The following is a 13,825-nucleotide window of genomic DNA, read 5'->3' as shown; positions in this document are numbered from 1 at the left end:
ATTTCCGCCTTACTTAGTTTCCCAGCAAGGCACCTGCAACTTCTAGCTAGGCTCAGCTTATCTAGCCAACCGGCTCAGTGAGGCGATTAAAAAATGACGGCACCAACGGAAGAGATGACAAACCGGCCACTGACCGCCGGAAATTGAAACTTTGAATGACGCACCTTTGGATTAATCACCCCACTTACACATGCTGGTTCTCGTATTTTCTCTTATCACTGCTATTTTTCTCCCTTTCAGACAGCAGGACTGGATGCGAAAGAGACAAGGTCGCGCTTCCACTACTAAAGACATAAAAGCACTTGTGAGACCGCGATATTTTCCACGATCCAGAATCAATTTATTCCGCATTGCGAAAGTTCTGTTTTTTATTGCGGAAGTAAGTGGGCTGGCTTACAGTTGACAACACCCAAGCCACAGGCACATATCTCGGAGCGAAAATTCCTCGGGAGCAGCCATGAAAATCAAGTCCGCAGACGCTTTTAAGGGCGCCGAATTACCGCGCAAAAGACCCTTCTACACCTCCTTGTTCTTCCAGCTTGGAGTCGCCATTGTCGCCGGAGTATTGATCGGGCATTCCCTGCCAAGCATCGGATCTCAGCTACGCCCGTTGGGCGACGGGTTCATCTCATTGATCAAGATGATCATCGCTCCACTGATATTCCTCGTCATCGTGACAGGAATTTCGACAGTAGGAGACGTCGAAGCAGTCGGGCGTCTAGGCGTCAAAGCATTGCTCTACTTCACCTGCGCAACACTATTCGCTCTAGTCTTTGGGCTACTGGTCGGAAACCTGATCCAGTCCGGTGCCGGGATGAACATCGACCCATCCACGTTGGACGCGGGTGCTGTCGAAGCGAAGACCGGCGAAGCAAAAAGCGCCTCAGAATTCATTTTAGGAATCATCCCGGTCAGCGTCTTTGGCGCTTTCTCGGATAACAACCTGCTTCAGGTTCTGTTCTTCTCAGTCTTCTTTGGAGCAGCCATTGTCGTAGTGGGCAAGGAACGCTGTGCTCCACTACTAGGCATTTTCGATAATGTTCTCGAACTGATTTTTAAGATCATGGGCTGGGTTATGCGCGTCGCTCCATTAGGCGCGTTTGGCGCAATGGGCTTCATCATTGGCCAGTACGGAATTGAAACACTCGGCACCTACGCAAAGCTGATCTTGGCCTGTTATGCCGCGGCCTTACTGTTCATTGGCGTTCTATTCATCGTCGCCTGGGCGTTTGCTCGCGTTCCATTCGGGGCAGTTCATCAAATACACCCGAGAAGAGTTCTTACTGGCCTTGGGTACTGCCTCAACCGAATCGGTCATGCCACGAATCATGACCAAGCTGACCAATGCAGGTTGCTCAAGGGCTACCACCGACCTAGTAGTTCCCACCGGTTACTCGTTCAACCTCGACGGGGCAGCCATCTACTTGTCGATCGCCTTGCTCTTCCTCGCCCAAGCATTTGGACATGCGTTGAGCTTCGGCCAACAGCTAGCGGCGTTGGGGGGTCCTGCTCCTTACCTCCAAGGGCATGGCAGGCGTTCCAGGTTCATCGTTCTTGGCATTATCCGCGACCGCAGCCGCGCTGGGAATCTTCCCGGTTGCCGGAGTGGCATTGCTGTTAGGTGCAGATCGCATCATGGATTCCATGCGCGTAGTAGTCAACCTACTGGGCAACTGCGTGGCAACCTCCGTGGTTGCCAAATGGGACGGACAGTTTGATCGCGAAGCCATGAAACGGGCTTTTGCTGGAGAAGTCACTGAAAAAAATGAAGCTGAACTGCCAGTGGGTGAGAACGAGCCTGTCACCAATACTCCCAAATGCTCACAGTGCGGAGCGGAAAGCACACATGCGGTGGGAGCACTCCTTGGATCCCACCATTCAATCCCACAGCACTAAGACAATAACCAAAGCGCAACAATAATTCAGATCAACCCGGTGTTCGGCCAGAACAAAGTGGAGTTATCCAGTGTGTTCTGGCCGCTCGGCCTTTAACGTGCCTGAGGCGTTTAGCGCGAGTTTCGGGCCTCAGAAGTCCACTTGTTGTCAATCATGGACGCGAAGTCAAAAGCTTCATCCAGAATTTCGCGCAACGACTGCTTAGGCGACTCGATCCACCTAACCAACGCGTGATCATAAAGGGTCAGCGCGAGTAAGGCAGAGGTTTCGGCTAGCCGCGGGTTAGCGCAGAAAACTGAAAGCGCTTGGGCCAGAGCAACCTGCTGTTCCCTGCGAGATTCTTGCCAACTAGCGCGAAGTGCTGGGGTACTCCAAACGAGCTCAATGTGAGAACGCATAACCGTCGGGTCCTGCTCCGCTGCAACCACCGTTGGCTCGAAGCTTCGACGCAACAGTTCCAGCAAACTCTCGCTTGGATTCGAGGACATGGATTCAAGCATCTGCGAAAAATGCATATTCATGGACAGCAATGCGGTCACCACAGCGTCCTCTTTAGAAGAGAAATATCTAAAGAACGTTGCCCGGGAAATTCCGACAGCCTGGGCGGCCTGCTGCGCTGTGACGTTTTCTAATCCGCGTTCGGCAAAGACGGTATACACCTGCTGCGCAAGCTCGGTTTTCATCTTCTCGCGCACCCGATCACGCACCACGCTACCCATAACAATAATTTTACTCTGAGCTAACCACTCGCGCTTGAGACTCTGTCTCTTTTTACTGATCAGATAGCGATTATGGCAGGTGTGTCGCGTGATCGAGAGTTCATGATACTCAACAAATCCCTAATGTTGATGCCTCGGGCACGAAGCTTCGATAGGCTCAAGAACAGACATCAATTCTCGACGAAGGACTGGCATGGGACAAACCAACAGCATTGGCACCATCGAACTGGGCCAGGGACTAGAAGTCACTGGGCAGGGCTTTGGTTGCATGTCCCTGAGCAGCGCTTACGGCTCGGCAGATGACACCGAATCACTGCGCACGCTCAACCACGTCATCGACTCTGGCGTGACCTTCTTGGACACCGCGAACATCTACGGTGCAGGACACAATGAGACCTTGCTGTCTCAGGTTCTCAAGACCCGTCGTGATGAGGTCACCCTGGCAAGCAAAGCTGGAATCCTACGCCCGAAGAACCCGGGTGACCCACGGGTTAGTGGTGATCCAGCATTCATCACGAAGTGCTTTGATGAGAGCCTGCAGCGTTTGGGCGTGGATCATATCGACCTGTACTACTACCACCGGGTGGACCCACTGATCCCCATCGAAGAAACGATGGGCGCATACAAGGAATTAGTTGAGGCAGGAAAAATCAGCCACATTGGCCTCTCTGAAGTAACAGCTAACGAATTACGTCGCGCTCATGCGGTTCATCCGATTACCGCAATCCAGATGGAGTACTCGATTTTCAGTCGCGATATTGAGCGTTGGCTCCTGCCCGCGGCCAGCGAACTCGGTGTTGGGTTGGTCAGCTACGCCTCCTTGGGCCGAGGTTACTTCACCGGCGAGGTGGACTCATTAGCTGGGTTGGAGGCCAATGACGTGCGCCGGAATTTCCCACGATTTGAAGATGCGCGGATGGAACACAACCTTCCATTGCGCACCGTCATTGAACAGGTTGCCCAGCGTGAGGCAATCACCACCGCACAAGTCAGCCTGGCCTGGGTGTACGAACAGGCGCGCAGCCAAAACGTTGCCCTCTCCCCTATCCCAGGCACTCGCTACGCACACCACTTTGACGACAATCTGGAATCGATGAATGTGAAACTTTCAGCGGAATCGATGGCAGCACTGGATACCTTGGCAGCTCGGGTCGACGGCGAGCGCCAGTCGGACATCATGTCGGTATCCAAGGGTCGCGAAGAGGCACAGCTGATCAATGGAGGCAACGACTAATGAAGATTGCCCTCGCTCAAGTACTGAGCACCGCAAATCCACAACGCAATCTGGTGATCATTCGAGACCAGGCAAAAAAGGCCAAAGCTGCCGGGGCTTCATTGGTGATTTTCCCCGAAGCCATGCAAGTGGCTTTTGGTAATGATCTGGCCGCGACTGCTGAAGCCATCGATGGCCCATGGCCTGCTTTGGTTCGCCAGCAAGCACGCGAAATCGGGATCACCATCATCGCCGGAATGTTCACACCCGGAGAATCCGGCAGGGTTCGCAATACCCTCTTGGTTGCCGGCGACGAGGTAGATACGCACTACGACAAGATCCACCTCTACGACGCTTTTGGCTATGCCGAGTCTGACTCGGTCACCCCAGGAACTACCCCCGTGCAGTTCACCCATGAGGGTCAGAGCATCGGTATTGCTACCTGCTACGACCTTCGGTTCCCCCAGTTGTTCATCCATCATGCCAATGCAGGGGCCATAGTGAACATCGTCTGTGCTTCATGGGGACAAGGTGAAGGCAAGGTTGAGCAGTGGACCACTCTAGCCAAGGCCCGCGCTTTGGACTCGACCACCTTTGTTGTGGCCGTTGACCAGGCTGATCCGGTAAGCGTCGGCGAGAGACTCTCGGGTACCGCACCGCTTGGCGTGGGGCATTCAGTGGTTGTCGATCCGCTTGGCCGTGTCATCGCGCAGGCCGGGGCCCAGCCCGAATTGCTCGTGGTGGATCTAGAGCTGTCGTTGGTTAGACAGGCGCGTGAACAATTGCCGGTGTTGGCCAACACCGTAGCGCTGTAGCTGCTCGTCGACTTAGCAGCATTACCTTATCTTGTTAACTCGTGGCTTTCTCTTGAGCTGAAGCGTCGCTCGATTTTGGGGGCCGCAGTTCGCTGATCAGTGAGCCAATGACAATGAATAGCGCGCCAAGAATGGCAATGGGAGGCAGCCTGTCTCCGGCAATGCGTCCAATAATCGCAGCCCATACGGGTTCACCAGCGTAGATGATGGTGGCTCTTGTTGGAGAAACGGACTTCTGAGCCCAATTCATTGCAAGTTGAATCATGCAGCTAGCCAAGCCCAAGGCAACGGAAGCTATGACCCACACCCACGAGAATTCAGGGATCTGCTCGCCAACGATAGGCACGGTGAGGAATCCAAGCAGACCTGCCACAAGCAGTTGCACCACGGTAACCCTGCCCAGATGCACCTTCCCGGCGAACCAGCCGATGAGGATGATCTCGCCTGCTATTGGCAAGGTACTGATAATGGTTACGATTTCCCCCGAGCCGAAGGTGAAGCCGACACTTCCGGGATCTGCCAGAAGAATCAATCCGAAGAAAGCGAGCGCCACACCAATCCAGGTGAGCAACCCTGGCCTCTTGCGGAAAACGACCCACTGTAACAACGGCACCAACGGAACGTAGAGCGCAGAAATAAAGGCCGACGTGCTGCTATTAAGCGTCTGTAGACCAGCAGTTTGCAGACCGTAGCCGAAGAAGATCATCACTCCGATAGCTACGCCTGCCCAGATTTCCTTTAGCGTTAGCCCCTTAAGGACGCGGGCAAATAGCAGGGCACTAATAAGACCCGCAGTAATAAATCGCATTCCAACGAAGAACCACGGACCGGTGTACTGGACCGCTACATGGATGATCAGAAAAGTAGCGCCCCATACGCACGTAGCAAGCATGAGTACCGCTTCTTGACGGGAGAGTAAACGCCGCCGCGACCTAGTGTGCAACATAATGCACAACTATATGGTGAATAATAGTGCACATGCAAACTGATGAGAGTTCAGAGGTACTCGCACACGTGAGTAGAAATGTCCGCCGCCTTCGACTGGATGCCGGACTCAGTCAGGCAGCACTCGCAGATGCGTCGGGAGTAAGCAGACGTACCGTGATCAAGCTTGAAGCGGGCGAAGCGAACATTAGCCTCACCGGACTCGACCGCCTGGCAGAATCTTTGGGCGTGACATTTGTTGACTTGGTCGCGGAGCCCTCGGCTCCGCGCTCCTCAATCAACGAAGTTGTGTGGAGAGGACAGCATCCTGGAAGCGTGGCGACACTGATGGCCTCCGTTCCAGCCAATAAGGAAGCACAGCTTCTGAGCTGGTGCCTGGAACCTACAGAGCGTTATGTCGGTGAGCCGGACCCCGCAGGTTGGTCGGAAATGATTTTAGTTCTCGAAGGAGAACTGCTGATCAAAACCACAGAAGAAACCGTCCTGCGCAGCGCTGGTGAGCATTACGCGTTTGCCACGTCCCAAGATTTCTCGTACATCAACGAGAGCCAGCAAGTGACGCGTTTTGCCCGGATAGTTGTGAGTTAATTTTTCTAGACAGCTAGCAACACCACTCCGCTCTTCCGCTAACAGCTACAGGCCACTAGGGTGATTATCAGCCACCCAACCACTTGCCGATGGAGCTTTCGTGTCCCTAGTACTGCCCAAGTCAACTCTACTGAATCCCTCAACGGCGCCAGCGTTGAATTGGGGAATTTTGGGCCCTGGGTGGATTGCTGAGCAATTCGCCATCTCGCTGAATACCTTGACCAAGAGCCGTATCGCCGCTGTCGGTTCACGCAGTCAAGAACGCTCCACTAAATTCGCCCGGACCCACGGGGACGAAGATACTCGCGCCTATGATTCCTATGATCAGGTGCTCAGCGACCCAACCGTGGATGTGCTCTACATTGCGGTCCCCCATAGTGGCCACGCGGAACTCGCGCTGAAAGCAATTGCCGCCGGGAAACATGTTCTCGTGGAAAAACCGATGACCCTGAACGCTGAGCAAACCCGGCAGGTAATCACCGCCGCCCGATCGGCCGGGGTGTTTGTAATGGAAGCTATGTGGTCGCGTCTTTTGCCCATTGGCAACGTGATCGCGCAGGTACTTCAGTCCCGTCTTCTTGGCGACGTTCTGGCGGTAAACGCGGACTTCGGCGCAAAGTTTGCTGTAGACCCTACGTCACGGATCTATGATCCTGCGCTGGGTGGCGGCGCCCTGCTAGACGTCGGCATCTACCCCATCGCTTTCAGTGCCATGGTTTCCCCGGCCAAAGAATTACTGCATGCCTCCGGTCGAATGACCGAGACCGGGGTAGATGCGACTTTTACGGCGGTACTGGCCAATCAGAATGGCTCCACGACGAGCGTGTTCAGCAGCATTGAAACGGATTCACCGCAGGCTGCCTGGATTGCAGGTACAGAAGCAACCTTAGAGGTAGAGCGCCCCATTTTTGCTGGATCGCGACTCGTGCTGCGCCATCACGATGGCAGCATTGCGGACAGCCAAAAATTTAGTGAGCATTCTGCTGCGACAGGTCTGGGTTGGGAAACTGCCCACGTTGCCCGGTGCATCGGCGAAGGCCTACTTGAATCTCCCGTGATGCCACTCGATGAGTCCTTGGCCATTGCACAGACCATGGACCAAATCGCTGGAGAACTTCGCAAGAGGAACTAATACACCGGAAGATGCAGTCAACGCGGATCCGTAACTGCTAAGTTGGGCACCAATGAAAAGACTGAGTACTCACCAGAGGTCCTTACTGGGGCTCTACCTGGCCCTCGTGACCTTAGCATCAGGCTTGCCAATACTCCTAGGCTTTTTCACTCCGCTCTGGATCGCGCACTACGGCACCCCTAGACCCGGAATCCTTCCGTGGTCCCCACTATTGACCATTATTTTTGTTTTGCTCGTGCTGGCCCTCGGCGAAATCAGCGATCGAATCGTCTTGAGAGTCTTCAACACAGCGCACAAACTCCCCGTGCACATCCTGCAGGCGCTCATGACCTTTATCGTCATGCTCGCCTGCTACCGCTTGGTCATGACCACCTATGAGGCCGCATTCATTGCAGCTTTGACTGCGGTGTTGGGGTACTTGCTTCTAGCTCCGCTGATTAATCACCTGTATAAGAAAGCTCCGAAGGATTAGTGAACTGGCTCCGCCGAGTGCGGGGCACCATGCTTAGCCACGTTGTCCATGAGGATCTGTGGCCAGGCGTTGACTTCGTCGCGGGTGCTCGCCACTTGCAACGTAGCTTGGGGCAATGCATACAACAATGCCTGCGCGGTAGCCACCGGATGGGACGGATCCTCAGTCCACGCAAGAATATGTGTGGGAACGGTGACGCGCGCCAGATCTGCGAGCTGAGGCAGATCGCTGGCAGCAGCACCTCTAAAAATCGTGGGCAACAATTCCAGTGAATTATCCGGCACAGTCACCGGATTACCGATAGTGGCCGGTGGGACTGGCATATCAATGTCGGCCTGGATAAAAGCATCCCAACCTTCAGCTTCTAGCAGCTCAGCGTTGTGTATATAGGCAAGGGACTTTGCTTTGCGCGATTCCCAGGCAGTAGGCGGAAGCAATAGAGTCAGCCCGCAAAAGCGTTCAGGTTCCTTAATTGCGGCGTACAGCAAGGTGGCGCAACCCATTGATGGCCCAACACCGTACACTTTTTCATTCGGAAAATACTCGTGCAACAAGGCCAGCAAGTCATCGGCGAGGTTCTTCCACTCGTAGTCCTCAACCACCTTGCGGCCACTGGACTGACCGTGCCCGCGGGCATCGTAACGAAGCAGTCTCGTCCCACTCAGGCCACGACCCAGATCCATATTTAGTACCCGGTCGCGTGCCCGACTGGAGGTCAATCCATGCAGCTGAACTACCGGATGACCACCCTCATCGCTCAGTTCTACGTCAAGGTCAGCCCCGGTAACACTAAATTTCGCCATATTCCGAGTTCGCTTCCGTCATAGTCAGTCTTGGGTAATAGGATAACGCCATGAGACTGACGAACGTTGCACAGTTACGGCTGCCCTTTGGAAAGTTGCATGGATACGACGTTTCGATCCAGCGCACCGGAGCCGCACTCCCAATTTCTTTTGACCAGCGCCGGCACGTGTCGGCCGGAGAACGTCCGGGATCGTGGATGGCCATCAGTTTCAGGCTGCCCACCAAAGTTGAACTTGATGAGCTAGCTACAGCTTGGTTAGAGGTCATTAACCGCCACGGAACACTGCGCTCTGCATTCAGCCGTGATGCGAACGGTGAGCTGCTGTTGCAGGAAATCAATGTGACACCCGGAGCCTGGGTGCAGCACCCGGTAGCAAGCGGTCAGTCGATGAACGACGCGCTGCGCGATGTGTTTGATCAAGCCTGTTCCCCTTTTAACGCACCATCACATCGCCTGTGCCTACTAGAGACCGCCTTAGAGTCAACAATCGTCATTGCTTCGGATCACTCACACGTAGACATGTGGTCAATGCTGGTCATCGTGCGTGACTTGCTACGGGCGCTAGGCCTGTCCGATGACGAAGTTGATCCTCAGCTACTACCCGCAGCCAGCTTCACCGAGCACACCCGTGCCATGGTCGAAAGGCCACGAGCCCCACAAGAGGTTCACCAACGCTGGGCGCAGGTGCTGGAAGCTAGCGGATCGGTCATGCCTCGCTTCCCGCTGCCGTTGGGTGAACCAGTACCGCATGCGGAGCGGGTAGAGGTCCGTGATGTGCTCAATGTGGATGACAGTGCTGCCTTTGCAGCCCAAGCCAAGGAAGATTCCGTTTCCACTTTGACCGCGGTGATCTCTGCGATGACCTCGGTGACGTTGGACTTCGCCGATGCTCCGCTGCGCGCGGTCTTCCCCGTGCACAGTCGCTACGATCACCAATGGGATGATTCTGTTGGCTGGTTTATCACCAACTCGGTCATTGAATCCGCAGATCCAGCACCGCTGGCGTGCGCTGCCGCGGTTAAAGAGGCGGTCCGGCTCGGCTCGTGGCCATTGGAAGACATCCTCGAGCCCTGGGGCGGGATGCCCGAAGAACCGGGCATGTTCGCCATCTCCTGGTTGGATCTGCGCCGACTGCCGGTACGAGTGGACTCCATCGGCCTTGAAGCCCAGTACATTGGTGCGACCATCCGCACCGACGGGGTCATGCTGTGGTTCATTTTGGATGATGCCGGACTGCACTTACGGTGCCGTTACCCAGATACCCCTGAAGGCCGTGAGCACGTAGGTGGCTGGCTGGATGCGCTGATCCTTAAGCTTCGTGCGCAGGCGCGCGCTTCAGTGGGTGGCTTGCTTCGCCTCGGCGAGCGCCGTTACCGTGTGCAACGTGCCGAACGCTCCGATGTACCAGCCATTGTTGCATTGCTTTCGGATGATGAGTTGGGTGCTTCGCGCGAAGGCAATGAGCTAATAACTTACGAGCGGGCTTTTGACAAGATCAGCCGCGACTCCACCAACTATCTTGCGGTGGTGCGTGATGAGCAGGACGCTGTGATCGGCACGATGCAGCTATCGATCATTCCTGGGCTTTCGCGCAAGGGCACCACACGTTTACAGATCGAAGGTGTGCGTGTGGCCGCCAGTGAAAGGTCCCAAGGTGTGGGCCGGGCAATGCTCGAATGGGCGCACGCGCACGGCCGGGCCCGAGGCGCCCGACTTGCTCAGCTGACCACCGATTCCTCAAGGCTCAAGGCGCACCAGTTTTATGCACGCTTGGGCTACGAAAAGAGCCATGTGGGTCTGAAACTGGAACTCTAAGCTGCGCCCGAGGGCGCGGCCAGCTTAGGCTCGTCCCGCGCCCTCGTCAGCAACCACGGTGAAGATATTCGGTTGCACATAACCAGCCTGCTCAAAGGCGGTCAACACCGCTTGGCTGACCGACTGAACCTGGTCCCGCTTGATCAAGGCAATAGCGCTGCCACCAAAACCTCCACCGGTCATCCGCGCACCAATGGCGCCAGCACCCATGGCCGCTTCTACCGCAGCATCAAGCTCCTCGCTGGAGATTTCATAGTCATCTCGCATTGATACGTGGGACTGATACAGCAGCTGCCCTACAGCAGCCAGATCTGCCTCGTTTAAGACCTTCACCGTATCGAGCACCCGCTGGTTTTCGGTGACAATATGCTTTGCCCGGCGCCTGATGACTGGATCGTCAATGGCAACAAGGTCATCCACCCTAGCCACATCGCGAAGCGCGTCAACGCCCAAAACTTCACAGGCCTGTTCGCAGCTGCGCCGACGTGCCGCATAACCACCGTCAACATGCGAATGTTCCACCCGTGTATCCATGACCAAGATGACCGCGTCTTCCTGCGCCAATGGCAACGGTACATTTTGGGCATCCATGGAACGGCAATCCAAGAACAACGCGTGCTGCGCCTGTGACATCAACGAGGCACTTTGATCCATGATGCCTGTCGGTGCACCAACAAACTCATTTTCTGCCCGCTGGGTCAGCAGGGCCATCTGGGTATGTGAAAGCCCCAAGGCATAGAGATCGTTGAGGGCAACGATAGTTCCGACTTCCATCGCATGAGAAGAGGACAGGCCAGAACCCACAGGCACATCCGAGTCCACCAACAGTTCAAACCCGGACAGTTCAACGCCCTGGACCTGGTTCAGCGCCCACACCACGGCCGCCGGATAGGCAGCCCAGCCAGGCACAGCCCGAGGCACCAGCTCGTCGACGGTAATTGAGGTGACGGCAAGTGTTTCACCGCCCCCGTACGTGGATGCGAAGTCCAAGCTCTGACTTTCCGGTTCCAGTTGGGACTTTCGGCGGATCGCCACCAGAGCGTTTTTGTCGATGGCGAAGGGCAGAACATAACCCATGTTGTAGTCGGTGTGCTCACCGATCAGGTTCACCCGTCCTGGTGCACGCCAGATACCTTCGGGGTGATGCCCAAAAGTCTTGGTGAACTTCTCACGCAGGGCGGCTACGCGTGCAGCGTGATCTTTGCTTCCGCTAATGCTCACAGGGTGACCTCACGCAATCTTGCGGCCGTCGTTTCGGCTGGAATGTCATTGATAAATGCGCCCATGGCCGCTTCTGAACCGGCCAGGAACTTCAATTTGTCCACGTCCCTGCGTGGGCTGGTCAGCTGCAGGTGCAACCGGGAGGCTGCGCGTTCCTTGGGAGCTAGCGGAGCCTGATGCCAAGCGGCGATATACGGAGTTGGGGTGTCATACAGGGCATCAAAACGACGTAAGAGATCGCGATACATGATCGCTAATTCGTCTTTTTCTTCCTCGTTTAGTGCCGCAAAATCCGGTACGTGACGGTGTGGAACTAAGTGCGCTTCCAGCGGCCAGCGTGCAGCATAAGGAACAAACACAGAGAAATGTTTACCTTGCACCACCATGCGCGTGCCTTCGGCCTGCTCAAATTCCAGGATGTCACCCATTAGCGTTCGGCCGGTGGTTTCTAGGTGCTTGACGGCTTGATCTGCCATCTTGCGGGCCGTGGGAGTTAGGTACGGGTAGGCATAGATCTGACCGTGCGGGTGGTGCAGGGTCACGCCGATATCTTGCCCGCGGTTCTCAAGGGGAACACCTGGGCAATGCCTTCCATCGCCGAAAGCTCTTTGGTGCGTTGCGCCCAAGCTTGAACCACCGTGCGTGCACGCTCGTCATTTAACGATGCGAAAGATCCTGCGTGATCAGGAGTGAAAACCACAACTTCACAGCGTCCGTAGGCCGGTTGCGGCACTTGTTCGGTCGGCACTTCTGGAATTTGGCCAAGCGCAGGGCCCAAGGAGGGGAAGCGGTTTTCAAAGACCACTACGTCAAAATCTTCGGCCGGGATTTCGCTCTGGCGTCCATCAACGCTCGGGCACAATGGGCACTGGTCTTTGGGTGGCAGGTAGGTGCGTGCCTGGCGGTGAGCCGCCACCGCGACCCAGTCGCCGGTCAACCGGTCATAGCGCAGTTCCCCGGGTTCACCACGCGGATCTAAGGCGCGGGCGTCATGCACCCATTCGGGCACGATGCCCGAGGCGTCGGCAAAGAAGATCGCTTGACGTCCGTCAGCTAGGTGATGAACTCGGTGGGTTGCTACATGTGCTGCGTTACCCTGCGGCATGGAAATTTCTCCAGATAATTCTTGAATGTGGTGCTGTTGGTTATCGGGCGGCGCTTAGCCGGCCTGTACTGGACCGATCAGCCAACTAGCTTGGTGTGTGGCCGCTGGTTGAAGCCGGACGACGTTTTCACCGGAATTAAAGGCACCCGGTGGGCAAGTCATGGGTTCAATGGCAAGCCCGGTGCGATCCAGCTGGGGATCATCACGATCCGCGGTGTGCACCTGAACCCAGGGGCAGGTTTCATCCCAGATAATTTGCGAACCCACACCATGGGCGTCGGTGAGAATTGCCCGGGTCTGCTTCTGGCCATCAAATTCCAGCGACGTATAGGCATGGTCGATGAAGGTGGTGCCCAGTGTCTTAGGTGCACGGAAATCTAGTTCGGTGTCGGCCACGTTGACGACCTCTGTGGGCAGCAGGCGCCGGCCTTGGGTCAGCTGCACCTGTTGGGCCGGCAGGCTCAGCGTCCACTGGTTCACCCGTTCGCCGGGGGCCACCAGGTAAGCGTGCGAACCCCAACCGAAGGGGCTGCGGCGTCGCCGAGGTTGGTGGCGGTAGCCGTGGTGCGCAGGCCTTCGGCTTCCAGTTGGTAGCTGATGACCAGCTCTATGTGGAAGGGGTAGCCTTCGCTCGGGGTGATGATTGTGCGCAGCTGTGCGCTCTGCTCACTGTGGTCGGTGAGGCTGAAGTTGGTGTCGGCCACCAGCCCGTGCAGGGCATGCCCGCGCTCGGGTTCGGTGATCGGTAGCTGGTATTCGGTCCCGTCCCAGCGGTAGCTTCCGTCGGTCACCCGGTTGGGCCACGGGGCGAGGATGGCGCCGGAAAATGCAGGGCGAGGTAACTGTGGGTCAAAGGCCCGGACCAGCGGCTGGCCTTGATATTCGAGGCTAACCAAGGTGGCGCCAACGGCGGCCAGTTGGGCACTAAAGCCGTGAGCCACCAGGTTCACCACCTGACCATTAAAGTCGGTCACTTGAGGTTCGTTCGTGCGGTGCATGATTCCTCTTTCTCTGCTGGTCAGGTTTCTCTACTAGTCCGGGACAACGTCGTGACACACGCTGGGCCCCTCCACACCGATGCGGAAGGGCCCAACGAGCA

The 13,825-nt window shown here is 56.1% G+C and carries 12 protein-coding genes and 2 pseudogenes; 7 read left to right on the top strand and 7 right to left on the bottom strand.

Features of this window, described 5'->3' with window-relative positions:
• Nucleotides 1–457: 457 nt before the first annotated feature.
• A pseudogene (locus N6V40_RS03475) lies at nt 458–1,896 on the top strand (cation:dicarboxylate symporter family transporter).
• 110 nt (nt 1,897–2,006) lie between these two features.
• Here N6V40_RS03475 and N6V40_RS03470 read toward each other — a convergent pair.
• Nucleotides 2,007–2,615 carry a TetR family transcriptional regulator gene (locus N6V40_RS03470; RefSeq protein ID WP_131089527.1) on the bottom strand — a complete coding sequence of 203 codons (609 nt, stop codon included), beginning with the start codon at nt 2,613–2,615 and terminating at the stop codon, nt 2,007–2,009.
• A gap of 193 nt (nt 2,616–2,808) precedes the next feature.
• Between N6V40_RS03470 and N6V40_RS03465 the strand changes: the two genes are divergently transcribed.
• Nucleotides 2,809–3,849 carry an aldo/keto reductase gene (locus tag N6V40_RS03465; RefSeq protein ID WP_262199024.1) on the top strand — a complete coding sequence of 347 codons (1,041 nt, stop codon included), beginning with the start codon at nt 2,809–2,811 and terminating at the stop codon, nt 3,847–3,849.
• The gene (locus tag N6V40_RS03460) at nt 3,849–4,643 is read left to right on the top strand and encodes a carbon-nitrogen hydrolase family protein (RefSeq protein ID WP_131089529.1); all 795 of its coding nucleotides are present in this window, start codon (nt 3,849–3,851) and stop codon (nt 4,641–4,643) included. Before N6V40_RS03465 ends, N6V40_RS03460 begins: the two co-directional genes overlap by 1 nt.
• Before the next feature lie 34 nt (nt 4,644–4,677).
• Here the strand turns inward: N6V40_RS03460 and N6V40_RS03455 are convergent, their stop codons facing one another.
• Nucleotides 4,678–5,535: a DMT family transporter gene (locus N6V40_RS03455; protein ID WP_262199023.1), complete on the bottom strand. Its 858-nt coding sequence runs from the start codon at nt 5,533–5,535 to the stop codon at nt 4,678–4,680.
• Between the two features lie 122 nt (nt 5,536–5,657).
• Here N6V40_RS03455 and N6V40_RS03450 point away from each other — a divergent pair, with 122 nt between their 5' ends.
• The 3 genes from N6V40_RS03450 (at nt 5,658) to N6V40_RS03440 (ending at nt 7,780) form a co-directional block, all read left to right on the top strand.
• Nucleotides 5,658–6,176, top strand: a complete 519-nt coding sequence (locus N6V40_RS03450; RefSeq protein WP_262199022.1) for a type II toxin-antitoxin system RelB family anti-toxin — start codon at nt 5,658–5,660, stop codon at nt 6,174–6,176.
• Nucleotides 6,177–6,276: 100 nt separating this feature from the next.
• Nucleotides 6,277–7,308, top strand: a complete 1,032-nt coding sequence (locus tag N6V40_RS03445) for a Gfo/Idh/MocA family protein (RefSeq protein ID WP_262199021.1) — start codon at nt 6,277–6,279, stop codon at nt 7,306–7,308.
• Between the two features lie 124 nt (nt 7,309–7,432).
• Complete coding sequence (locus N6V40_RS03440) at nt 7,433–7,780, top strand: hypothetical protein (protein ID WP_262199020.1); 348 nt, start codon at nt 7,433–7,435, stop codon at nt 7,778–7,780.
• Here N6V40_RS03440 and N6V40_RS03435 read toward each other — a convergent pair.
• Nucleotides 7,777–8,583, bottom strand: a complete 807-nt coding sequence (locus N6V40_RS03435; protein WP_262199019.1) for an alpha/beta fold hydrolase — start codon at nt 8,581–8,583, stop codon at nt 7,777–7,779. The two genes, N6V40_RS03440 and N6V40_RS03435, sit on opposite strands and share 4 nt — an antisense overlap.
• A gap of 50 nt (nt 8,584–8,633) precedes the next feature.
• Here N6V40_RS03435 and N6V40_RS03430 point away from each other — a divergent pair, with 50 nt between their 5' ends.
• Nucleotides 8,634–10,400, top strand: a complete 1,767-nt coding sequence (locus tag N6V40_RS03430; RefSeq protein WP_262199018.1) for a GNAT family N-acetyltransferase — start codon at nt 8,634–8,636, stop codon at nt 10,398–10,400.
• Between the two features lie 24 nt (nt 10,401–10,424).
• Here N6V40_RS03430 and galK read toward each other — a convergent pair whose 3' ends face one another.
• The 4 genes and pseudogenes from galK to N6V40_RS03410 form a co-directional block, all read right to left on the bottom strand.
• Nucleotides 10,425–11,621 carry a galactokinase gene (gene galK, locus N6V40_RS03425; RefSeq protein ID WP_262199017.1) on the bottom strand — a complete coding sequence of 399 codons (1,197 nt, stop codon included), beginning with the start codon at nt 11,619–11,621 and terminating at the stop codon, nt 10,425–10,427.
• Nucleotides 11,618–12,726 (bottom strand): annotated as a pseudogene (gene galT / locus N6V40_RS03420) (galactose-1-phosphate uridylyltransferase). Before galT ends, galK begins: the two are co-directional and overlap by 4 nt.
• Nucleotides 12,727–12,780: 54 nt before the next feature.
• On the bottom strand, nt 12,781–13,224 hold the full coding sequence (locus N6V40_RS03415) for an aldose epimerase family protein (protein ID WP_396268295.1): 444 nt from the start codon (nt 13,222–13,224) through the stop codon (nt 12,781–12,783).
• Complete coding sequence (locus N6V40_RS03410; RefSeq protein WP_262199015.1) at nt 13,203–13,724, bottom strand: aldose epimerase family protein; 522 nt, start codon at nt 13,722–13,724, stop codon at nt 13,203–13,205. The genes N6V40_RS03415 and N6V40_RS03410 overlap by 22 nt, the downstream gene beginning before the upstream one ends.
• Nucleotides 13,725–13,825 lie beyond the last annotated feature (101 nt).

Origin of the sequence: Glutamicibacter sp. M10 (genome assembly GCF_025452055.1) — a bacterium.
Classification (GTDB): Bacteria; Actinomycetota; Actinomycetes; order Actinomycetales; family Micrococcaceae; genus Glutamicibacter.
Note: the sequence above shows the minus strand (reverse complement) of the source record. Positions and strands in the feature narration are given on the sequence as shown.